The 22,869-nt window shown below is 63.7% G+C and carries 19 protein-coding genes; 8 read left to right on the plus strand and 11 right to left on the minus strand.

Translation table 11 applies throughout. The annotated features are described in order from the left end of the window. Positions 1–111: 111 nt before the first annotated feature. Positions 112–576: a CopD family protein gene (locus ACQ4OD_RS20655; protein WP_139669320.1), complete on the minus strand. Its 465-nt coding sequence runs from the start codon at positions 574–576 to the stop codon at positions 112–114. A 98-nt stretch (positions 577–674) separates the two neighbouring features. Between ACQ4OD_RS20655 and dinG the strand changes: the two genes are divergently transcribed. From dinG to pdxH, 5 genes are all read left to right on the plus strand, one after another. After that, the gene (gene dinG, locus ACQ4OD_RS20660; RefSeq protein ID WP_046854477.1) at positions 675–2,819 is read left to right on the plus strand and encodes an ATP-dependent DNA helicase DinG; all 2,145 of its coding nucleotides are present in this window, start codon (positions 675–677) and stop codon (positions 2,817–2,819) included. Positions 2,820–2,900: 81 nt separating this feature from the next. Beyond that, positions 2,901–5,117 carry a beta-galactosidase gene (locus tag ACQ4OD_RS20665; RefSeq protein WP_430944850.1) on the plus strand — a complete coding sequence of 739 codons (2,217 nt, stop codon included), beginning with the start codon at positions 2,901–2,903 and terminating at the stop codon, positions 5,115–5,117. Between the two features lie 97 nt (positions 5,118–5,214). Further along, a complete protein-coding gene (locus ACQ4OD_RS20670) occupies positions 5,215–6,360 on the plus strand; it encodes a serine hydrolase domain-containing protein (RefSeq protein WP_139669326.1) in 1,146 nt (381 codons plus the stop codon). 99 nt (positions 6,361–6,459) lie between these two features. Beyond that, a complete protein-coding gene (locus ACQ4OD_RS20675) occupies positions 6,460–7,437 on the plus strand; it encodes an OmpA family protein (protein WP_430944851.1) in 978 nt (325 codons plus the stop codon). An 18-nt stretch (positions 7,438–7,455) separates the two neighbouring features. After that, positions 7,456–8,103 (plus strand): pyridoxamine 5'-phosphate oxidase, encoded by a 648-nt coding sequence (gene pdxH, locus ACQ4OD_RS20680; RefSeq protein ID WP_110704384.1) that lies wholly within the window; start codon positions 7,456–7,458, stop codon positions 8,101–8,103. Between the two features lie 30 nt (positions 8,104–8,133). Here the strand turns inward: pdxH and ACQ4OD_RS20685 are convergent, their stop codons facing one another. Further along, the gene (locus ACQ4OD_RS20685; RefSeq protein ID WP_139669330.1) at positions 8,134–8,364 is read right to left on the minus strand and encodes a hypothetical protein; all 231 of its coding nucleotides are present in this window, start codon (positions 8,362–8,364) and stop codon (positions 8,134–8,136) included. Between the two features lie 146 nt (positions 8,365–8,510). Between ACQ4OD_RS20685 and ACQ4OD_RS20690 the strand changes: the two genes are divergently transcribed. After that, positions 8,511–8,975 carry a glycine zipper 2TM domain-containing protein gene (locus ACQ4OD_RS20690; RefSeq protein ID WP_023632818.1) on the plus strand — a complete coding sequence of 155 codons (465 nt, stop codon included), beginning with the start codon at positions 8,511–8,513 and terminating at the stop codon, positions 8,973–8,975. A gap of 75 nt (positions 8,976–9,050) precedes the next feature. On the opposite strand, the gene ACQ4OD_RS20695 is transcribed toward ACQ4OD_RS20690, so the two are convergent. From ACQ4OD_RS20695 to ACQ4OD_RS20725, 7 genes are all read right to left on the minus strand, one after another. Then, positions 9,051–10,664, minus strand: coding sequence for an NAD(P)/FAD-dependent oxidoreductase (locus tag ACQ4OD_RS20695; protein ID WP_139669332.1), 1,614 nt, complete (start codon positions 10,662–10,664; stop codon positions 9,051–9,053). Positions 10,665–10,767: 103 nt separating this feature from the next. Continuing rightward, positions 10,768–11,445: a COG3650 family protein gene (locus ACQ4OD_RS20700; protein WP_046854484.1), complete on the minus strand. Its 678-nt coding sequence runs from the start codon at positions 11,443–11,445 to the stop codon at positions 10,768–10,770. A gap of 121 nt (positions 11,446–11,566) precedes the next feature. Next, entirely contained in the window at positions 11,567–12,268 is a 702-nt protein-coding gene (locus tag ACQ4OD_RS20705) for an ABC transporter ATP-binding protein (RefSeq protein WP_430944852.1), read from the minus strand. After that, complete coding sequence (livG, locus tag ACQ4OD_RS20710) at positions 12,269–13,036, minus strand: high-affinity branched-chain amino acid ABC transporter ATP-binding protein LivG (protein ID WP_084856089.1); 768 nt, start codon at positions 13,034–13,036, stop codon at positions 12,269–12,271. Then, positions 13,033–14,289, minus strand: a complete 1,257-nt coding sequence (locus ACQ4OD_RS20715) for a high-affinity branched-chain amino acid ABC transporter permease LivM (protein ID WP_102684683.1) — start codon at positions 14,287–14,289, stop codon at positions 13,033–13,035. Before ACQ4OD_RS20715 ends, livG begins: the two co-directional genes overlap by 4 nt. Then, entirely contained in the window at positions 14,286–15,209 is a 924-nt protein-coding gene (gene livH, locus ACQ4OD_RS20720) for a high-affinity branched-chain amino acid ABC transporter permease LivH (RefSeq protein WP_028692119.1), read from the minus strand. Before livH ends, ACQ4OD_RS20715 begins: the two co-directional genes overlap by 4 nt. Positions 15,210–15,444: 235 nt before the next feature. Further along, complete coding sequence (locus tag ACQ4OD_RS20725; protein WP_139669334.1) at positions 15,445–16,560, minus strand: branched-chain amino acid ABC transporter substrate-binding protein; 1,116 nt, start codon at positions 16,558–16,560, stop codon at positions 15,445–15,447. Between the two features lie 359 nt (positions 16,561–16,919). Between ACQ4OD_RS20725 and ACQ4OD_RS20730 the strand changes: the two genes are divergently transcribed. Then, positions 16,920–17,225 carry a DUF2288 domain-containing protein gene (locus tag ACQ4OD_RS20730; protein ID WP_046854488.1) on the plus strand — a complete coding sequence of 102 codons (306 nt, stop codon included), beginning with the start codon at positions 16,920–16,922 and terminating at the stop codon, positions 17,223–17,225. A 160-nt stretch (positions 17,226–17,385) separates the two neighbouring features. Here ACQ4OD_RS20730 and ACQ4OD_RS20735 read toward each other — a convergent pair whose 3' ends face one another. After that, the gene (locus tag ACQ4OD_RS20735; RefSeq protein WP_371918144.1) at positions 17,386–19,467 is read right to left on the minus strand and encodes a hypothetical protein; all 2,082 of its coding nucleotides are present in this window, start codon (positions 19,465–19,467) and stop codon (positions 17,386–17,388) included. 295 nt (positions 19,468–19,762) lie between these two features. Between ACQ4OD_RS20735 and ACQ4OD_RS20740 the strand changes: the two genes are divergently transcribed. Then, the gene (locus ACQ4OD_RS20740) at positions 19,763–20,650 is read left to right on the plus strand and encodes an NAD(P)-dependent oxidoreductase (RefSeq protein WP_102684686.1); all 888 of its coding nucleotides are present in this window, start codon (positions 19,763–19,765) and stop codon (positions 20,648–20,650) included. On the opposite strand, the gene ACQ4OD_RS20745 is transcribed toward ACQ4OD_RS20740, so the two are convergent. Then, positions 20,550–22,814, minus strand: a complete 2,265-nt coding sequence (locus tag ACQ4OD_RS20745; protein WP_198755479.1) for a putative bifunctional diguanylate cyclase/phosphodiesterase — start codon at positions 22,812–22,814, stop codon at positions 20,550–20,552. The two genes, ACQ4OD_RS20740 and ACQ4OD_RS20745, sit on opposite strands and share 101 nt — an antisense overlap. Positions 22,815–22,869 lie beyond the last annotated feature (55 nt).

Raw genomic sequence — 22,869 nt, forward strand, 5'->3', positions numbered from 1 at the left:
ACAAAAGTCGGCCGCCGTAAAGGCGGAAAGGTGACGAAATGTCGACATCGTCTACGAATGTGCTTGCAAATACCAAAACAATCTATCGAGCCGAAGCCGAAGCCGAACCCCTCAAACCAAAACCCGCGAACTCGCCACCCCCACCACCACAACGCCAATCAACAAATTAACCCCAACCAACCGCCGAATCCGCCCCAGCACCCCAGCCCCCGAAGCCCAATCCCCTGCCTCCACCGCCGCACGCAACTCAGGCAACAACAACCCCTGAACCCGCATGAACAACGCAAACATGACAATCCCCCCGCCAATCATCACCTGCACATAACGAGGCGCGGTCTCGAACCCGGCAAACCGCAGGTGGATCATGCCAACCCCGCTGACAGCCAACACCGCCACCGCCAGCCAGACCCATCTGAAGAACCGCTGGAAAACCTCCACCCACAAACGCAGCCGCGCAGGCCCTTCCAGCGCTGCAACCGTGGCCGGCCGCAGCACCAGCCAGGCGAAGAACATCCCGCCGACCCAGACGAGGGCAGCCAGGACATGCAAGGTGTAGGGCAGGGCAAAGGCAAGCATCGGGATCTCCATGCGGCACAAAGGGCAATAGCGGGGTATGATAGCCGGCCCATGCGAAACACTGAAAATATATCCAGCCCTCCGGGCGCCTGCAGACCATGATCAGCAACGAACTCAAAGCCACCATCCAGGGCGCCTACTCGCGTTTCCTCGAAGCCAAAAGCCTCAAGCCGCGTTACGGCCAGCGCCTGATGATCGCCGAAGTGGCCAAGGTGCTCGGCGACATCGCCAGCGATGATGAAGGCCGCCGTGCCGGCGAGCCCGCGGTGGTTGCCGTCGAGGCCGGTACCGGTACCGGCAAGACCGTCGCCTACAGCCTGGCCGCGATCCCCGCCGCCAAGGCCGCCGGCAAGCGCCTGGTGATCGCCACCGCGACCGTGGCGCTGCAGGAGCAGATCGTCTTCAAGGACCTGCCCGACCTGATGCGCAACAGCGGGCTGAACTTCAGCTTCGCCCTGGCCAAGGGCCGTGGCCGTTACCTGTGCCTGTCCAAACTGGACGTCCTGTTGCAGGAAGGCCACGCCCAGTCGGCCACCGCTCAGCTGTTCGAGGAGGAGGGCTTTCGCATCGAGGTCGACGAGCGCAGCCAGAAGCTGTTCAACAGCATGATCGAGAAGCTCGCCGGCAACCGCTGGGACGGCGATCGCGACAGCTGGTCGGAGGCCATCGAGGACCAGGATTGGGCGCGCCTGACCACCGATCACAGTCAATGCACCGGTCGGCACTGCCCCAACTTCCAGCAGTGCGTGTTCTACAAGGCCCGTGAAGGCATGGGCAAGGTCGATGTGATCGTCACCAACCACGACATGGTCCTGGCCGACCTGGCACTTGGCGGTGGCGCCGTGCTGCCCGACCCGCGCGATACAATGTACGTGTTCGACGAAGGCCACCACCTGCCGGACAAGGCCATCGGCCATTTCGCCCACTACTCGCGGCTGCGCTCCACCGCCGACTGGCTGGAGCAGACCGCCAAGAACCTGACCAAACTGCTGGCCCAGCATCCATTGCCGGGCGACCTCGGCAAGTACATCGAGCAGGTGCCGGAGCTGGCCCGCGAGGTGCGTACCCAGCAGCAATTTATGTTCACCCTCTGTGAGCAGGTGGCGGACTTCCGCGCCGGCGAGGACATGGAAGGCCGCGACCGCCCGCGCTATCGCTTCGAGGGCGGCGTGGTGCCGGAGCAGATCCGCGAAGTGGGCATCGAGCTCAAGAAAGGCTTCGCTCGCCTCAACGACCTGTTCACCCGCCTGGCCGACCTGCTCAAGGAAGGCATGGACGGCGAGAACAACATCGGTATCGCCAGCCATCAGGCCGAGGAGTGGTACCCGCTGTTCGGCAGCCTGGTGACCCGTGCCCAGGGCAATTGGGAGCTGTGGACCGCCTTTACCGCGGAAGACCCCGAAGACAACCCGCCCATGGCCCGTTGGCTGACCCTGGCCGAAAGCGGCGCGCTGTTCGATATCGAGGTCAACGCCAGCCCCATCCTGGCTGCCGAGATGCTGCGCAAGAGCCTGTGGAACGTCGCCTATGGCGCCCTGGTGACTTCGGCGACGCTCACTGCGCTGGGCAAGTTCGACCGCTTCCGCATGCGTTCGGGCCTGCCACGCGACGCGGTGCAGTGCGTGGTGCCCAGCCCGTTCGTGCATGGTGACGCCGGGCTGCTGCGGGTGCCCGACCTGGGTGCCGATCCGCGCGACGCCACGGCGCACACCGCGGCGATCATTCGCGAGCTGCCAGCCATCGTCGAGGACGCCCGCGGCGCGCTGGTGTTGTTCTCCTCGCGCAAACAGATGCAGGACGTGTTCGACGGCCTGGACCGCGACTGGCGCAAGCTGGTGCTGATCCAGGGCAATCTGTCCAAGCAGGAAACCCTGAACAAGCACAAGGCGCGGGTCGACGACGGCCAGCACAGCGTGTTGTTCGGCCTGGCCAGCTTCGCCGAGGGTGTCGACCTGCCGGGCGCCTATTGCGAGCATGTGGTGATCGCCAAGATCCCCTTCGCGGTGCCGGACGATCCGGTCGAGGCCGCGCTGGCCGAATGGATCGAAGCCCGTGGCGGCAATCCGTTCATGGAGATTGCCGTGCCCGACGCCTCGCTGCGCCTCATCCAGGCCTGCGGCCGGCTGCTGCGTACCGAGCAGGACCGTGGTGTGATTACCTTGCTTGACCGCCGTCTGGTCACGCAACGCTATGGCAAGGCTATTCTCAACGCGCTGCCACCTTTCCGACGGGAAATCGGCTGACTGCCGGAGCAACACGCACAACCCGTTGTCCATTACTCGATTGCGAGCCCATGACGGGCTCCGAAGGAGAGCCACCGCCCCATGATCCGCCGCGCCTTGCCTGTCGTGTTCTCCGTGTTGTTCAGTGCACCTTTGCTGGCCGGGCAGCAGACTCTGTTCAGCTTCGTGCGCCCGGCCTCGGTGGTGAATGTCATCACCCAGGACACCAGCCTGCCGCAGTACAACGCGGAACAGACAGTCGAAGGCGAGGTGCTGCGGCGAGTGGTGTTCAACCCGGTGGCGCAGCCGACACTGCGGCTCGCGCCGCAGAGCGGGGCGTGGGACTGGTCTGCCGGCCAGGCGCTGACCCTGCGCCTGCAGAGCGGCATGGATTGGGCGCTGACCGTTGATGTGGTGGTGCAAAGCAGCGACGGACGCACGCTCACCAGCCGCATCGACCTGCCGGCCGGGCCTGCGCAGACCGTGATGATTCCGCTCAAGGCCCGTTCACCACTGAGCCAGGGCATGCGCGCCGGGCCGCCGATGCCTTGGACCTACGAAGGCCAGCGCCTGTTGCTGACTAGCAGCGAAGGAGGAGCTGACCTGGCGCAGGTCACTTCGGTCAGCTTGAGCATCCCCGGCCCCAAGGTGGCGCAGAGCCTGTTGATCGAGAAGGTCGGCCTGCAGGATGACGATCAGGCGTTCAAGGCCGCCTACGCCGAGCTGATCGATGGTTATGGGCAATCGACCCGTGGCCGCTGGCCGGAAAAAATCGTCAACGACGAGCAGCTCAAGGCTGCCGACAGCCGTGAACAGGCACAGCTCAAGGGCTGGCTGGCCGAGCGCGACAAGCTAAAACTGGACACCTATGGCGGCCTGCTGGAGGGACCTGCGTTCGAAGCCAAGGGTTTTTTCCGTACCGAGAAACGCGACGGACGCTGGTACCTGGTGACGCCGGAAGGGCATCCGTTCTATTCGCTCGGCGTCAATGCCGTTGCCGCTGATGGCGGGCGCACCTATGTCGCCGGCCGTGAGGGCATGTTCAAAGCCTTGCCGGGAGAAGGCGACACCCTGAGTGCCTTCTATGGCGAAGGCAACAACGATGACGGCAATGCGTCGTCCCAAGGCCGTGGTTTCAAGCAGGGACGCTGGTTCGACTTCTACGCGGCCAATCTTCAGCGCACCTATGGCAAGCCTTGCCCGCAGGGAGAGGTGGCGTGCCCGGTGGCGGTGCTGGATGCCCAGCGCTGGCAGGCCCATACTCTGGATCGCCTGCAGGCCTGGGGCTTCAACACCCTTGGCAACTGGAGCGATGCGGCGCTCGGGCAAGCCAAGCGGCTGCCGTACACCTTGCCGCTGTCGATCGTCGGTGACTACGCCAGCATCAGCACCGGCATGGACTGGTGGGGGCGCATGCCCGACCCGTTCGACCCGCGTTTCGCCATGGCCACCGAGCGTGCCGTGGCCATTGCTGCCCGGGATCACCGTGATGATCCCTGGCTGATCGGTTACTTCGCTGACAACGAACTGGCCTGGGCCGCGCCGGGGGACGACCCCAAGGCTCGCTATGGCCTTGCCTATGGCACCTTGCGGCTGACCACTGATGTGCCGGCCAAGCGCGCTTTCCTCAAGCAACTGCGCGACAAGTACCGCAACCAGCAGGGGCTGTCGAAGGCCTGGGGTATTGAGCTGACCGCTTGGGAGCTGATGGAAGACCCGGGTTTCGAGGCGCCGTTGCCCAACCCTGAGCATCCGGAAATCGAGCGTGACTACCAGTATTTCCAGCAGGTGTTTGCCGAAACCTACTTCAAGACCATTTCCGATGCGCTGAAGTGGCATGCGCCCAACCACTTGCTGCTGGGTGGCCGCTACGCGCTCAGCACCCCCGAGGCAGTGAAGGCCTGCGCCGAGTTCTGCGATGTGCTGAGCTTCAACTTCTATACCTTGAAGCCTGATGACGGCTACGACTTTGCGCGGTTGGCCGAGCTCGACAAGCCGGTGCTGGTCTCGGAGTTCCAGTTCGGCTCGCGCGATCGTGGCCCATTCTGGCCCGGGCCGCTGGAAGTGGCCCGCGAGGAAGACCGTGGCCCGGCGTATGCCAACTTCCTCAAGGCGGCCATGGCCCAGCCGATGATCGTCGGTGCGCACTGGTTCCAGTATCTCGATCAACCCGCCAGCGGGCGCCTGCTCGATGGTGAGAACGGCCATCTTGGCCTGGTCGCTGTCACCGATGTGCCCTATGCGGGGTTCATCGAGGCGGTGCGCCGCAGCAACCTTCAAGCTCTTGGGCATTTGCGCACAGCGTTGGACAAGCCGTAGTTCCTGATAACCACCCAGCCATCTTAAGTAGGCAAATCGCCCAACTACTGAAACAATGCACCCCTTTGCAAGCCAGGCAGTAAAGAGAGGTAGTCGGGTGCAGATCCAGGGTCACTATGAGCTGAAGTTCGAGGCGGTGCGCGACGCTTTCGCCGCGTTGTTCGAAGATCCCCAGGAACGTGGTGCCGCGTTGTGCATCCAGGTCGGCGGAGAAACCGTGGTCGATCTGTGGGCCGGCAGTGCCGACAAGGATGGCCGCGAGGCCTGGCACAGCGACACCATCGCCAACCTGTTCTCCTGCACCAAGACCTTTACCGCCGTCACCGCCTTGCAACTGGTGGGCGAGGGCAAGCTCGCACTCGACGCTCCGGTGGCGCGCTACTGGCCGGAGTTCGCCCAGGCCGGCAAGGACCAGGTCACCCTGCGCCAACTGCTCAGCCACCGTGCCGGCCTGCCGGCCATCCGCGAGCTGCTGCCGGCCGAAGCCCTGTATGACTGGCAGGCCATGGTCGATGCCCTCGCCGCTGAAACGCCCTGGTGGACGCCCGGCAGCGAGCACGGGTACGCGGCGATCACCTACGGCTGGCTGATTGGCGAATTGATCCGCCGTGCCGATGGCCGTGGTCCGGGCGACTCCATCGTCGCCCGCACCGCCAAGCCGCTGGGCCTGGACTTCCACGTCGGCCTGGCGGATGAAGAATTCCACCGCGTGGCGCATATCGCCCGCGGCAAGGGCAACCCTGGCGATGCCGCCGCCCAGCGCCTGCTGCAGGTGACGATGCGCGAGCCCGAGGCCTTGTCCACTCGGGCCTTCACCAACCCGCCGGCGATCCTCACCAGCACCAACAAGCCTGAATGGCGGCGCATGCAGCAGCCGGCGGCCAATGGCCATGGCAATGCCCGCAGCCTGGCGGGCTTCTATGCCGGCCTGCTCGATGGCAGCCTGCTTGAGTCCGAACTGCTCGACGAGCTGACCCGCGAGCACAGCCTCGGCCAGGACCGCACCCTGCTCACCCAGACCCGTTTCGGCCTGGGTTGCATGCTTGACCAGCCAGACGTGGCCAACGCCACCTTCGGCCTTGGCGCGCGTGCCTTCGGTCACCCCGGCGCCGGCGGCTCTGTCGGTTTCGCCGACCCCGAACATGACGTGGCCTTCGGCTTCGTCACCAATACCCTCGGCCCTTACGTGCTGATGGACCCCCGCGCACAGAATCTGGTGCGGGTGCTTGGCAGTTGCCTTTGATCGGGTAACGCGGGTATTGCCACGTCCCTTTGACTATCCTCAATGCCAACGCCTGAAGCGTATGGGCAAAATTTCTTTCTATTTCATGGTGTATCGCTGATGTCTTCACATAAAACCTTAGCACTCGCCCTGTGCCTGGCCATGACCGGTTGTGCCAGCCACTCCCCGGACGCCGCAAAGGACGGTGGCCTGAACTGGTGGCCATTTGATTCGGACAAGGTCGCTGACAAGGAAGTGAAGGAGGCTGTCGTCGAGAACGTGGCCAAGGCCGACGCCAAGTCCGAAAGCGGCAGCCGCTGGTGGTGGCCGTTTGGCAGCGATGAGAAGAAGGACAAGGTCGCGGCGGTGCCGAAGATCGACCATAAGGCCACGCAGGCCTGGCTTGACCAGTACGAGCCGAAGGTCCGCGAAGCGATCAAGGGCAGCAAGTTCGAGCTGGAGCGCCGCGAGGATTTGCTGGCGGTGACCATCCCGGTCGACAGCTCCTACAACCCTGATCGCCCGAACATGCTGCTGCCCGCGACCCTTGGCCCGATCACCCAGGTTGCCAAGGTCATCGAGACCGATACCAAGACCGCTGTGCTGATCCTCGGCCACGCCGACACCAGCGGCGCCATGGCCGCCAACCAGAAACTCAGCCTCGAGCGCGCCGCTTCGGTGTCGGCGATCTTCCGTCTCAGCGGCCTGCAGCGCGACCGCCTGATGCTCAAGGGTATGGGCGCGGTGATGCCGCGTGCCGCCAACGACAGCGCTGAAGGCCGTGCCTTGAACCGCCGAGTCGAGCTGCTGCTGACCCCGCAGAACACCATGGTCGCGCTGCTGGCCAAGTACCAGCAGGCTGCCCCGTCGCCGGCTCCGGCGGCGATGGTTGCCACCCAGGACGCCAAGGCCCCGGCCGCCAAGCCTGTCGTCAAGGCCGCCGCCAAGCCGGCTGCGAAAAAGCCTGCCACCAAAGCCAAGGCGCCAGCCAAGGCCAGCACCGTCGCCAAGAAGAAAGCCGCTCCGGCCAAGCCAGCCGCGAAGAAGGCCGCCACCGACAAGAAAGTCGCCGCCAACAGCCCTGCGAAGACCAACTGATCGTCAAGGAAACGCAGCATGACCCAATCCCTGGCCGATATGCGCCGCGACTACACCCGTGATGGCCTGGCCGAAGCCCAGGCTCCCGGGGAGCCGTTCGCGCTGTTCCACCACTGGTTCGCCGATGCGGTGAAGACCGAGCAGCTACCGGTGGAAGCCAATGCCATGACCCTGGCCACCGTTGATGCCGAGGGGCGTCCGCATTGCCGGGTGTTGCTGCTCAAGGCGCTGGACGCACGCGGTTTTACCTTTTTCACCAACTATGAAAGTGCCAAGGGCCAGCACATTGCGGCCAACCCTTATGCGGCGATGACCTTCTTCTGGCCGGCGCTGGAGCGCCAGGTGCGGATCGAGGGACGGGTGGAGAAGGTCACGGCCAAGGAGTCGGACGACTACTACCAGGTGCGCCCGCTGGGCAGCCGGCTGGGGGCCTGGGCGTCGCCGCAGAGCCGGGTGATTGCCGATCGAGAGGAGCTGGAAGGCCTGGTCAAGGCCACCGAGGCGCGCTTTTCCGACAGCCAGCCGCATTGCCCGGAGCATTGGGGCGGTTACCGCTTGCTGCCCGAGCGCATCGAGTTCTGGCAGGGGCGTGCGAGCCGCTTGCATGACCGCCTGAACTACCGCCTGGTCGATGGCCAGTGGGCGCGCGAGCGTCTGGCGCCCTGACAAGAATGGGGCCGCGACGCGGCCCCATCATCAACGAGACCCCGTCGCTTCCCGCTCCAGCCACGCCGCCAACTCCTTGCGCCGCACCTTCTCCACCCGCGCCCGCTCCAGCAACTTGAGCATTAAGACCTGCTTCGCCGGATCCTCCCCGGCCAGCGACAGCGCCAGGTCCCGGTCCATCCAACGGCGCATGCGCACATACAGCCACCCGTGAAAATACAGCCCGGCGACCGTCACGACGACGACGATGAAGTAATCCATGGCTATCCTTGGTCTCATCTGTAGGCCCGCAATTCAGCCAGCAACGGCTGTACCTGAGCTGAATGAAAACAATTTTATAACGTTTGCGCCGTGACACTTGTCAAGGCGCGGAGTCTAATGGACACCTGTCTTATGGAGATTGTCCCATGCGTAAATCCGCTTTGCTGCTGGCCAGCTTCACCACCGTGTCGCTGCTGCTGGGCGGCTGCCAATCGTCGCTGACCGGCGACAGCTACTCCCGTGATGAGGCCCGCCGCGTGCAGACCGTGCGCATGGGTACCATCGAATCCCTGCGCCCGGTGAAGATCGAAGGCACCAAGACGCCAATCGGTGGTGGTGCTGGCGCCATTGTCGGTGGTGTCGCCGGCAGTGCCGTCGGTGGTGGCCGTGGCAGTATCGTTGCCGCAGTCATCGGTGCCGTGGCCGGTGGCCTGGCGGGCTCCGCCGCTGAAGAAGGCCTGACCCGTACCCAGGGTGTCGAAATCACCGTGCGTGAAGACGACGGCAGCATGCGTGCCTACGTGCAGCAAGTGCAGCAGAACGAGATCTTCCGTGTGGGTGAGCGTGTACGCATCATGACTGTCGACGGCACCAGCCGCGTCACTCACTGACAGCACGCTTGAAAAGAAAACCCCGACCGGCTTGGCCGTGTCGGGGTTTCTTTTTGTCTGCGAAAGACGATCGGGCTAGTCGTTCAACCCGAGGATATCCCGTGCCACCGCTTCGGCGATTCGAATCCCGTCGACGCCGGCGGACAGGATGCCGCCCGCGTAGCCTGCGCCTTCACCTGCCGGGAACAGGCCCTTGAGGTTGAGGCTCTGGAAGCTGGCGTCACGGGTGATGCGCAGCGGCGATGAGGTGCGGGTTTCGATGCCGGTCAGCACCGCGTCGTGCAGGTTGTAGCCCTTGATCTGGCGGTCGAAGGCCGGCAGCGCTTCACGGATCGCCTCGATGGCGAAGTCTGGCAGGCTCGGTGCCAGGTCGCCCAGGGTCACGCCCGGTTTGTAGGAGGGCTCGACGCTGCCCAGCGCGGTGGATGGGCGCCCGGCGACGAAGTCACCAACCAGCTGCGCCGGTGCCTGGTAGTTGCTGCCGCCCATCACGTAGGCATGGGCTTCCAGGCGCTCCTGCAGCTCGATACCGGCCAGCGGGCCACCTGGATAGTCGCGCTCGGGGTCGATACCGACGACGATGCCGGAGTTGGCGTTACGTTCATTGCGCGAGTATTGGCTCATGCCATTGGTGACCACGCGGCCAGGTTCGCTGGTGGCGGCGACCACGGTACCGCCCGGGCACATGCAGAAGCTGTATACCGAGCGGCCGTTCTTGGCGTGGTGCACCAGCTTGTAGTCGGCGGCGCCGAGTTTCGGGTGGCCGGCGTACTTGCCCAGGCGCGCCTTGTCGATCAGCGACTGCGGGTGCTCGATGCGGAAACCGACCGAGAACGGCTTGGCCTCCATGAACACACCCTTGGCGTGGAGCATGCGGAAGGTGTCGCGGGCGCTGTGCCCCAGGGCCAGCACCACATGGCGCGAATGCAGCTGTTCACCGCTCTGCAGCACCACGCCCGTGAGCTGCTCGCCATCCACCAGCAGGTCGGTGACCTTCTGCTCGAAGCGCACCTCACCGCCCAGGGTGATGATTTCCTCGCGCATCTTCTCGACCATGCTGGTCAGGCGGAAGGTACCGATATGCGGCTTGTTGATGTAGAGGATCTCGTCGGGTGCACCGGCCTTGACGAACTCTTCCAGCACCTTGCGGCCGTGGTGGTTCGGGTCCTTGATCTGGCTGTACAGCTTGCCGTCGGAGAAGGTGCCGGCGCCGCCTTCGCCGAACTGTACGTTGGATTCGGGGTTGAGCACGCTCTTGCGCCACAGGCCCCAGGTGTCCTTGGTACGCTGGCGCACCTCTTTACCGCGCTCGAGCACGATCGGCTTGAAGCCCATCTGCGCCAGCAGCAGCCCGGCGAAGATGCCGCAGGGGCCGAAGCCGACCACGACCGGGCGTGCAGGCAGCTCGGCCGGGGCCTGGCCGACGAACTTGTAGCTGACGTCCGGGGCCACGCCGATCTTGGCGTCGCCTTCGAAGCGGCGCAGCAGTTCGTCTTCGTTGCTGGTTTCAAGGTCGATGGTGTAGATGAACAGCAGCTCGCTGTTCTTCTTGCGCGCATCGTAGCTGCGCTTGAACAGGGTGAAGCCGAGCAGTTGCTCATCGCTGATGCCCAGGCGCTGGACGATGGCGGCGCGCAACTCGTCGTCGGAGTGGTCCAGGGGCAGCTTCAGTTCGGTGATTCGTAGCATGGCAGGGTCCAGTATCCCGGCCATGGGCGGCCGGCGGCTTTACACAAACCGCCAAGTATAAGCTGTTAGCCGCCCCGACTGGCAGGATAAAAGCACCCGGTGATCAGAGGTCGCGGGCGCCGCCGTAGTAGGCGCAGCCTTGCAGGGTCTTGCCGTCGATGCGCAGCTCGGCCTTGAGGTGGCGGATGGCGCCGGTGGCGCCGTCGACGCAGCGCTGTGGCGCGACCCACAGTTCGACACGCTGGCCGTTGGCCTCGCTGGACAGGCTCAGGCCGCCGCCGGGCAGCGCTTCTTCCAGGTAAGGCAGTGGCAACGGCTCCTGGCCGATGCGGTTGAGCACCATGCCCTTGCCGCTGGCCTTGATGTCCCAGTCCGGCTCGTGGCCGCCGGCGCGGAGGGTCAACTGCTTGAAGTTGGGGTCTTCGCAGCCACGGTATTCGGAGGTGTCGAGGCGGTACAGGCGGGTCACGTCGAGCTGGCCGTCGCTGCCTGCCTGCTTGCTGCCGGCCATGCGCGCACGGACATCGGCGAACAGCTTGTCACCGGCGTCGTCGGCCAGGGTGGCGGCCTCTTGCAGGATGCCGGTGCCAGCAGCGTCGTTGACGATGAAGCGGCGGCTTTCGTTACAGGGTTTGAACAGCAGATGGCCGCCGGCCGCGCTCAGTTCGCCTTGCAGGCGGGTAGTGCCCAGGTTCGGGTCGACCGGTTTTTCGGCCAGCATCTGGCAGCCTGCGAACAGCGGCAGCAGGGCAGTGAGCAGCAGGGAAGGGGTGAGGCGCATCAGGCGGGCTCCGGTGTTCGGGCAAAAAGTGCCGGTCACGTTACCGAGCCTGCCGGGCCTCTACAAGAGGCACGGCCTCATCGCGGCGCAAGAAAAAAGGGCCTGAAGGCCCTTTGATCATTCAACCCCCGAGGTACGCATCGCGTACCTTCGGGTCGGTCAGCAATGCTTCACCGGTACCCTGCATCACCACCTTGCCGTTCTCCAGCACATACGCCCGATCGGCGACCTTCAGTGCCTGGTTGGCGTTCTGCTCCACCAGGAACACGGTCACGCCATCGCGGCGCAGCTGTTCGATGATGTCGAAGATCTGCTGGATGATGATCGGCGCAAGGCCCAGCGATGGTTCGTCCAGCAACAGCAGCTTGGGCTTGCTCATCAGTGCCCGGCCGATGGCCAGCATCTGCTGCTCGCCACCGGACATGGTGCCGCCACGTTGGGTGTAACGCTCCTTCAGGCGCGGGAACAACTGCAGGACCTTGTCCAACTGCTCCTGGTAGTCGCCCTTGTTGGTGAAGAAGCCACCCATGGCCAGGTTTTCCTCGACGGTCAGGCGGGCGAACACACGGCGGCCTTCCGGCACCACCGCGATGCTCTTGCGCATGATGTGCGAGGACGGCTGGCCGACCAGTTCCTCACCCAGGTACTTGATGCTACCGCTGCTCGCCTGGGGCGAGCCGCACAGGGTCATCAGCAAGGTGGACTTGCCGGCGCCGTTGGCGCCGATCAGGGTGACGATCTCGCCCTGGTTGATCTCGACGTTGACGCTGTGCAGCGCCTGGATCTTGCCGTAGAAGGTGGAAACGTTCTCGAACTTCAGCATTTACGCCTCCCCCAGGTAGGCCTTGATCACATCAGGGTTGCCGCGGATCTCTTCCGGCGTACCGTCGGCCAGGGGCGTGCCCTGGTTGATCACCACGATGTGGTCGGAAATGCTCATCACCAGCTTCATGTCGTGCTCGATCAGCAGCACGGTCACGTTGTGCGATTCGCGTAGGTAGGCGATGAGGGCCTTGAGGTCCTCGGTCTCCTTGGGGTTCAGGCCGGCGGCCGGTTCGTCGAGCATGATGATCCGCGGTTGGGTCATCATGCAGCGGGCGATTTCCAGGCGCCGTTGCTGGCCGTAGGCCAGGGTGCCGGCGGTACGGTTGGCGAACTCGGTCAGGTTGACCTTCTCCAGCCAATACTGCGCGCGCTCCATGGCCTCTTTTTCGCTGCGGCGGAAGCTCGGGGTCTTGAACAGGCCGGCGAAGAAGTTGGTGTTCAGGTGACGGTGCTGGGCGATCAGCAGGTTTTCCAGCGCGGTCATTTCCTTGAACAGGCGCACGTTCTGGAAGGTTCGCACCACGCCCTTGCGGGCGATCTGATGGCCGGCCAGGCCCTGGATCGGCTGGCCGTCGAGCAGGATGGTGCCGCCGCTGGGCTTGTAGAAGCCGGTGAGGCAGTTGAACACGGTGGTCTTGCCGGCGCCGTTCGGGCCGATCAGTGCCACCACCTGTTTTTCCTTGACGGTCAGGCCCACGCCGTTGACCGCCAACAAGCCGCCGAAGCGCATGCTCAGGCCGCTGACTTGCAGAATTTCGCGGCTCATCGCGGCAGCTCCATGTGCGGACGTTGCATGGGCAGCAGGCCCTGCGGACGCCAGATCATCATCAACACCATCAGCGCACCGAACATCAGCATCCGGTATTCGCTGAACTCACGCATCATCTCCGGCAGCAGGATCATCACGATGGCCGCGAGAATCACGCCCAGCTGCGAACCCATGCCCCCCAGCACGACGATGGCGAGGATGATCGCCGACTCGATGAAGGTGAACGACTCTGGTGTCACCAGGCCCTGGCGGGCGGCGAAGAAGCTGCCGGCGAAACCGGCGAAGCAGGCACCCAGGGTGAACGCCGAGAGCTTGATCACGGTGGGGTTCAGGCCCAGCGCGCGGCAGGCGATCTCGTCTTCACGCAGCGCTTCCCAGGCACGGCCGATCGGCATGCGCAGCAGGCGGTTGATCACGAACAGCGCCAGCAGGGCCAGCAGCAGGGCGACCAGGTAGAGGAAGATGACCTTGTTGATCGAGTTGTATTCCAGCCCGAAGAACTCGTGGAAGGTCTGCATCCCCTCAGCGGCGCGGCGTTCGAAGGTCAAGCCGAAGAACTCCGGCTTGGGGATGTTGCTGATGCCGTTGGGGCCGCCGGTCCAGTCGGTGAGGTTACGCAGGAACAGGCGGATGATCTCGCCAAAGCCCAAGGTCACGATCGCCAGGTAGTCACCGCGCAGGCGCAGCACCGGGAAGCCGAGCAGGAAGCCGAAGGTGGCGGCCATCAGGCCGGCGATCGGCAGGCAGACCCAGAAGCTCCAGCCCAGGTAGTGGGAGAGCATGGCGTAGCTGTAGGCGCCGACGGCATAGAAGCCGACGTAACCCAGGTCGAGCAGGCCCGCCAGGCCGACCACGATGTTCAGGCCCAGGCCCAGCAACACGTAGATCAGGATCAGCGTGGCGATGTCGACCGCGCCGCGGGAGCCGAAGAACGGCCAGATCAGGGCGACGACGATCAGGCCCATGATCACCCAGCGCTGGGTTTTCGGCAGGGTCAGGAAGTTACTCACCGACGACGGTACCAGTTTGCGGTCGGAGCGGCGGCCCATCACCGAGCTCCACTGCTTGTCGAACAGCACGCGCAGGAACATCAGCACCGAGCACGCGGCGATGATGCCGATGGTGAACGAACCCTGGCTATGCACCACCAGGCTGATGCCATCGATGCTGAGTTTCAGGCCCAGCACCGGGAAGGCCACGGCCCAGACCAGCAAGGCGCTGAAGAACGCCTGTTTGAGATTTCTGTTCATACTTTTTCAACCTCCGGGCGGCCCAGGATGCCGGTCGGCCGGAACAGCAGGACAAGAACCAAAAGACCGAATGCCACCACGTCCTTGTACTGGTCGCCGAAGATGTCGGCGCCGAACGCTTCGGCCACGCCCAGCACCAGCCCGCCGAGCATGGCGCCCGGGATGCTGCCGATGCCGCCCAGTACCGCTGCGGTGAAGGCCTTCAGGCCCACCAGGAAACCGGCGTTGGGGTTGATCACCCCGTACTGCATGCTCAGCAGCACGGCCGCCACCGCCGCCAGCGCGGCACCGATGACGAAGGTCAGGGCAATGATGTTGTTGGTGTTGATGCCCAGCAGGTTGGCCATCTTGATGTCCTCGGCGCAGGCGCGGCAGGCGCGCCCCAGGCGGGAACGGGAGATGAACAGGGTGAGGCAGGTCATGGCGACGAGAGTTACCACGAACACCAGGATCTGCATGTACGAGACCAGCACTTCCTCTGCGCCCCCCGGGCCGAACGAGAAGCTGCCGGGGATCAGGTTGGGGATGGACTTGTCTTTCGAGTCCTGCGAGAGCAGGACGGTGTTCTGCAGGAAGATCGACATGCCGATGGCGGAGATCAGCGGGATCAGCCGGTTGCTGTTGCGCAGCGGCCGGTAGGCGACCCGTTCGATGCTGTAGCCGTAGGCACTGGTGACGAAGATCGTGGCGACGAAGGCCACGGTCATCAGGATCGGCAACGAGTGGATACCCATCATGGCCAGTCCGGCGAGGGCGATGAAGGCCACGTAGGAACCGATCATGTACACCTCGCCGTGGGCGAAGTTGATCATGCCGATGATGCCGTACACCATCGTGTAACCGATGGCGATCAGCGCGTAGGTACTGCCGATGGTCAATCCGTTAACCAGTTGTTGTAGGAAATGGTAGATCTCAGGCATTACAGCGCTCCTAAAAACCTGATTTGCATTTCTCTGGCGGGGGATGACCCCGGCCCATGTTCTCGTGTTCTACGCCACGTGATCTTGTGCGGGCACAACCAGGAAACCGCGGGTGACGGTTTTAAGATTTTCAGGTGAACCGGCTCCCGGATCACGGGAATCAGGTTCATGAACCTCGTAAAACAAAGCCCACTGCTCGCACAGTGGGCTTCTCGGTCAGCTATTAGTCACGCAGTTACTGAGGGGAGACTTCGGTCTTCGGCTTGCCGAAGTGCCATTCGTAGACCACGAACTTGAAGTCTTTCAGGTCGCCTTTCTCGTCATAGGACAGTTCGCCGGTCGGGGTCTTGAACTTGCCAGCGTGGATGGCGGCGGCCACCTTGTCGGTGTCTTCGGACTTGGCAGCCTTGATGCCTTCGGCGATCAGCTGGACAGCCGAGTAGGCCGGGAACACGAACGGACCGCTCGGATCCTTGCCGTCGGCCTTGATGGCGTCGACGATGGCCTTGTTCGCAGGGTCGGCGTCGAACGACTTCGGCAGGGTAACCAGCAGGCCTTCGGAGGCGCCCTGGGCGATCTGCGAGATGGAGTCGTTACCCACGCCTTCCGGACCCATGAACTTGGCTTTCAGGCCTTTCTCTTGCGCCTGGCGCAGGATCAGGCCCAGCTCCGGGTGGTAGCCGCCGTAGTAGACGAAGTCGACGTTGTTCTGCTTGAGTTTCTGGATGATCGAGGAGAAGTCCTTGTCACCGGCGTTCAGGCCCTCGAAGACGGCAACCTTGGTGCCCTTGCCTTCCAGGGTGGTCTTGACCGCGGTGGCGATGCCTTCGCCGTACTGCTGCTTGTCGTGCAGGACCGCAACGACCTTCGGCTTGACGTGGTCGGCGATGTAGTTGCCGGCGGCCGGGCCCTGGGCGCTGTCCAGGCCGATGGTGCGGAAGATCAGCTTGTAGCCACGGCTGGTGATGTCCGGGGAAGTGGCGGCGGGGGTGATCATGATCACGCCTTCGTCTTCGTAGATGTCGGACGCAGGCTGGGTGGAGCTGGAGCACAGGTGGCCGATCACGTACTTGACGCCATCGTTGACCACTTTGTTGGCGACGGCCACGGCCTGTTTAGGGTCGCATGCGTCGTCGTATTCCTTGGCTTCGAGCATCTTGCCATCGACGCCGCCCTTGGCGTTGATGTCCTTGATGGCCTGTTTGGCGCCGACGAACTGCATGTCGCCGTACTGGGTCACCGGCCCGGTCTTGGGACCGGCGATGCCGATCTTGATGGTGTCGGCGGCAAACGAATGGCTGGCGACTCCGGCCAGAACCATCGCGGCAAACAGCTTGGAAATCTTGATCATAGTGCTCCACTCATTCTGTTGTAATTCTTATAGTCCTGAGGCCAGGGCTACAGACCGGGCGGGATTCGCGGCCTGGCTACGCCAATGCCGTAAGCCCACCTTCCCCCGGAACATGTCCCGGAACTGTACCGGTACAGTGTAGAGCGCTGTCCGAGCGCTTGAAAAGCGGGCGAAAAGCGTCTGTCTCAAGGGGTGTCGCGTGATCGACATAAAGATACAGAAAAGCGCCATCACTTTGCCTGTATTCCCGGCCCGCCCCCACAAGTTCGGGCCTGATCGACCAAATTACGTATTTGAAACCGGGTTTTTCTGCAAAAATGCCGGCCTTTTTGTTGGCCGATCTTTGCGCAGGTAAACCCATGACTGATCAAGTAAGCACCCTCTATGCCAAACTGCTCGGCGAGACTGCCGTCATCGAGTGGAAAGCTCTGGAGCGTTTCTGGGCCAAGGGTGACCTGATTTGGGTCGACCCCAGCCTCGACCTGATCGCTGTTGCCGAGGCGATGGCCGAGAATCGCGGCGAGATCTTCGCCAAGTGGCGCAATGATGGCACTGTCGGGCCGGTCTCTGCCGAGCAGGCGCTCGACCTGCAAACCCGCGATCCAGAGATCTGGGCGGTGGTGGTTTCGCCGTTCATCGTGATCCAGGCGAAGAAAGCGGAATAAGCGCGGGCTTTTTTAGTGCGTGAAAACGCGCAAACGCTCCGCAATGGTGCGCATTGACGCTCACGTAAGGTGGAAGTTGGTAACAGTGGCGGGGTGATTCGGCGGGGCGGTAACAGTTTACGGGATGCGTAAATGGGGCCGCTTTGCGGCCCCCACTGGATCAGTAATCCACGCGCCCGGTATGGCTGTTCAGCGAAATCACCCGGGTCTTGCCGATGCGGTGCCTGAAGATCTCGCGCAGGTACTTCACCGCCTTCTTCACGCACTCGCGCGACAGGCGGATGTCGTTGATCGAGACGAAACGGCTCTTGTCGTTGATCAGCTCGCGGTACTTCTTCTCGTACATCGGCTTGATCGCGTACCAGTTGGTGTCGAGGATCTTCGCCGGGTTCTCGAACTCGTTGAGCAGGTCGTCGATGCTGTCTTCATCGAAGTGCTCGCTGGTGATGAACTCGAGGATCGCATTGTCCATGGTGTCGTCGAAACGGTACGGGTTGCGCGCGAAGCAACGCTTGATGAACGCCACGATCAGCGTGAGGAAATCGTCCGACAGGCACGGGCTCTTGGCGATCAGGGTGGTCAGCGACAGGTTGGCCGAGGCGCCGATCACCAGCGCATAGCGCTTGAGCGTGGTGTTGGGGAACAGGCTGTTGAGGTGGGTCTTGAGCCGGTTCAGGTCCATGTACGACAGTTTGTAATCCTTGGGCAGCGACACGATCGACACCACCGACGAGCAGTTCTTGAAGAAATGCAGGTCGTGCAGCGCCGCGGCGTCGTAGCCCGAGGCCTGGTACTGCTCCAGCGCGGCGCGGTAGCGACGCGACTCGATCGGCAGCAGGCTGATGCCTTCGATGGCCTGGGTCTGCTTGTTGAAGTGCGGCAGGTCGATGGAGCGGAAGAACAGGTCGTCGATGTCCAGGCGCGGCTGCTCGCGCTCGAACACCTTGAACTTGTCCGAGCCAGCCGGCGGCACTTCCGGCACCACCGACTCGGCATAGGCGATGGCCACTGGGCCGGCCAGGCTCATGAACAGGTCGTTGGCGTCCAGGCGGATGGTCTCGCCAATGTCGATGCCGGCGCGGCGGAAGTAGTTCTGGTCGTAGTCGGTGGTCACCGCCTGGGCGGTGAGGATGTTGAAGATCTGCTGGGAGATGTACTGGTTGGCGTGCTTCTCCATGGCATTGACGTCGATGTTCTGGATCGTGCCGTCGTCGCTCTCCTCGGCGTAGCGCATGATGTCGTTGGAGATCAGCATCATCGCGTTCCACGGGCGGATGCGGCCCATGACGCTGGCTTCGCTGCTGTCTTCATTGTCGAAGTTGTACGAGAAGTCCCATTCCTCCGACAGGTATTTGCACAGCAGGCGCCCGGCGTTGATGTGCAGAGCCTCGGACATTTCACTGCGGTGATCGGACGCATTGGGCAGCACGCAGATGCCGCTGGTGAAGATCGGCTCGAACACGAACGAATGCCCGCTCTTGCCGTCGTTCTCGTCGGCCGGTTTGGTATCGAATGTCTTGTTCATGTACGAGTACTGCTGGGCCAGGCCGAATTCCGAGGCCATGCCCGAGCCGGTGCCGCCGCCGGCGCTGAAGATGTAGAAGTACAGGCGCGACTGGTTGGCCTTGATGCCGCAGGAGTCGATCAGGTACGAGTGGATCAGCTTCCAGTCGGCGCTGGAAAAGCGCTGGGTGTCCTTGTTGAGGATGATCTTGGCCAGGTACTGGCCGAGGATCGGCGCGTTGCCGGCGCCACCGGCATGCACCTCGGACAGGTCCATGATCTTCATCTTGCTGTAGTCGCGCAAAAAGCCGCCGCGCTCGCCCTTGCGCGAGAAGCGGATGCGCCCGGCGATGTCCTTGTCCAGGTCGCCGAGCATCACCAGCGGCTCGACCAGGAACACCGGCTTGGCCGCCTTGTTCTGTACCAGGCGCAGGTTCTGGCGGATCCAGCGCGCCGGGCTGTAGCCCGCTTCGCCTTTGAAACGGTCCTCGTTGTTGTACTCATTGAGGAAGAAGGTGCGGGCGTTGTACACCAGTTCCGCCACGTCCAGGGCGATGTTCGAGCCGCAGCGGCCCAGGCCGATCAGGCACACCGACGGGAACTGCTGCTCCAGACGCAACTGGTCCTCGTCCTCGACATGCAGGTTGGGCGGAAACACCAGGTCGCGCAGGCCGTCGAGGTTGTCGAGGATGCGTTGGATGTCCTGTTCGGTGAAGTACAGGTACTGTTGCGCCGGCATGCTGCGCGCCGCGGGCAGGTCTCGAGCACTGCCGGCAGTCAGCGAGGTGGTGCTGAGGGAGGGCTCGGGAGCCGCATTGGCAGAAGTGATCGTAGAGGTCATAGTGCGCCATTTGCCTGGAGTGGTTGGCTTCCCGGTGATGCATATCATCTAGCCATCACGGAGAAATTTCGCGACTTTATCAGTGCGTCTTTTTCTTATGCGATAGGGGGTTTCCTTAGTCGTTCTAAGGTTTTTCCCTTCTCACCCGCATTGCATCGTCCGTTTGTCACGCTTCTTTAATCTGGAGTTGCTCATGAGTACTGCATTGCCTTCGTTGGGGTTTGCCGGGATCGGCCTGATGGGCCTGCCGATGTGCCGTCGGCTGCTGGCCGCGGGGTATCCGCTGACCGTGTGGAACCGCAGCCCGGACAAATGCGCCGAACTGGTTGCCGCCGGCGCCCAGCTGGCCGGTAGCCCTGCCGAGCTGTGCCAGGCGGCGGACATGGTGCTGCTGTGTCTGGCCGACACGGCGGTGGTGCGCGAGGTGGTGTTCGGTGAGCAGGGCATCGCCCGTGGCGGGCGCAGCGGTCAGCTGCTGGTGGACTTCTCCAGCCTCGAGCCGACCGCCACCCGCGAGATGGCGGCGGAGCTGGCGGCCCTGTGCGGCATGGCCTGGCTCGATGCCCCGGTGTCCGGCGGCACGCCGGGGGCCGAGGCCGGCACCCTGGCGATCATGGTCGGGGGCGAGGCGAGCGATCTGCAGCGGGCGCGGCCGGTGCTGTTGACCCTGGGCCAAAGGGTGACGCACATGGGCGCGGTGGGGGCCGGCCAGGTGACCAAGGCGTGCAACCAGATGATCGTGGCCTGCAACGCGCTGGTGATTGCCGAGGTGGTGGCGCTGGCCGAGCAGTCAGGGGTCGATGCGCGGCTGATCGCCGAAGCGCTGGCCGGCGGGTTTGCCGACTCGAAACCCTTGCAGATCCTCGCCCCGCAAATGGCCGAAAGCCGCTTCGAGCCGGTCAAGTGGCACGTGCGCACCTTGCTCAAGGACCTCGACAGCGCGGTGAAATTCTCCCGCGAGCAGGGCTCGGCGACGCCGCTCAGTGGCCTCGCCGCGCAACTGATGCGCCTGCACGGTAGCCAGGGTTATCTGCAAAAAGATCCCGCGACCCTGGTAGCGCTGTATCGCAGCAAGGACTGAGCTCGCCCGGCTGGCGGTCGAGCCGTTCGAGGATCGGCCGCAACTCGGCCAGTGGCACCGGCCGGCTGAGCAGGTAGCCCTGGAGGTAGTCGCAGCCGTGGCTGGCGAGGAATTCGTGCTGCTCGACAGTCTCGACGCCCTCGGTGACCACTTTCAGGTGCAGGGTATGGGCCATGATGATGATCGCCTGGACGATCTCGCGGTCTTTCTGGCTGCCGGGCACGTCCTGGATGAACGAGCGGTCGATCTTCAGCACGTCCAGCGGCAGGCGCTTGAGGTAGGCCAGCGATGAATAGCCGGTGCCGAAATCATCGATCGACAACGCCACACCCAGGGCACGGATGCGCTTGAGCAGGCTGATGGTGTGGTGGATGTCACCCATCAGGGCGTTTTCGGTGACCTCCAGCTCCAGCTGGCGCGGCGCCAGGCCGGCCTGGAACAAGGCCATTTCCACCTCGGTGGCCAGCTCCTCGCGGCCAAGGGTGAGGGCCGAGCAGTTCACCGTGACCTTGAGATCGCCATAGCCATGACGATTGAGCTGGGCCAGGTCCTCACAGGCCCGGCGCAGCACCCACAGGTCCAGCTCGGCGATCAGGCCGTTGGCTTCGGCAATACAGATGAAACGGTCGGGGCTGAGCAGGCCATGCTGTGGGTGTTGCCAGCGCACCAGCGCCTCGAGCTTGGCCACCTGGCCGCTGCGTAGGTCGAAGATCGGTTGGTAGTGCACGCACAGGCCACGCTCTTCGAACAGCGCCACGCGCAGTTCTTCTTCCAGTTGCAGCTCCAGGGTAGCGCGGGTCTTCAGGCCGTTGTTGAAGAAGTTCAGGCTGTTGCGCCCGCAGCCTTTGGACTGGTAAAGCGCCAGGTCGGCGTTCTTCAGCAACTCCTCGGTGCTCTGGCCGTCGTCGGGGAAGATGCTGATGCCGATGCTGGTGGTCATCACCATGCGCCGGCCGGCCAGATCGATCGGCTCCTTCATGCGCTGCATGATGCGCTGGGCCAGGTGGCGTGCCTCGTCACGGCTGTTGAGGCTGGTGACGATGCAGAACTCGTCGCCGCCGAAGCGGGCCACCAGGTCCTGGCCACGGGTGGCGGCCTTGATGTGATCGGCGATCACCTTGAGCAACTCGTCGCCGGCGGCATGCCCGAGGCTGTCGTTGATCCGCTTGAAGTGGTCGATGTCGAGGAACATCACCGCCAGCATACCGTCATGGGCAGCCTGCTCGGCCAGGCGCTCGGCGAAGACCTGGTTGAAGCCGCGGCGGTTGACCAGGTTGGTCAGGGCGTCGTAGTGGGCGGCCTGCTGCAGCGAGGCGCGGGCCTGGTCGAGCTGGCTGAGCAGTACATTGACCCGGCGCAGGTCGTGCTCCTTGCTCTGCAGCTTCTTGTCGGCCAGCGCCGCGCTGATGCTGCCAGCGCTGATCAACAGGGTGATGACGGCAATGGTCAGCGCCAGTTGCAGGCTGTTGTCGGCCGAAGGCAGTCGCAGCGCGGTCTCGCTGGGGATCACCAGGGTCATCGCCGCCATGCCGGTAAAATGGGTCAGGACGATACCTGCGGCCATCAGCAGGCTGGCGCCGTACTTGAGCAGCAGGTGCAGGGTGCCGCTGCCCTTGTTGAAATAGCGCGCCATCAGCAGCGCCACCAGGCTGGCGAGCACGGCGATGCCGACGGAGGCAAACAGCAGGCCGGTCTGGTAGTACTGCAGGGCGCTGGTCTGCAGGGCGGCCATGCCGGTGTAGTGCATGACACTGATGCCCAGGCCGATGAACAGCGCGGTCTGCAGGTAGTGGCGCAGGCGCATCTGGCTGCGGTTGAGGCTGTTCATCGCCAGCCAGGCGGCCAATAGGGCCACCAGCAGCGACAGGCCGGTCAGTGGGGCATCGAAGTGGATTTCCAGGGGCGCCTGGAAGGCCAGCATGCTGATGAAATGCATGGCCCAGATGCCCCCGGCCAGGCAGCAGGCACCGAGCACGCGCCATTGCCGGCGGGCGAAGCGGTCTTCGCATTGGCTCTGGCGTTCGCTCATGTCCAGGGTGGCGAAACAGGCGGCGCTCGCCACGATGAAGGCAAGCAGCACCAGGAAGGGATTGTGTCGGCAGTCGAGGATGATCTGTCCGGTCGCCGGCAGCTCAGCGAACAATTGCAGTCCCAGCCACTCCATTGCAGGCCTCTTCGTCGAGTCTTCACTCGTCCCCAAAAAGCACGGATGGAGACTG

Origin of the sequence: Pseudomonas sp. WC1 (assembly GCF_050586565.1) — a bacterium.
In the GTDB taxonomy this organism is placed as follows: domain Bacteria; phylum Pseudomonadota; class Gammaproteobacteria; order Pseudomonadales; family Pseudomonadaceae; genus Aquipseudomonas.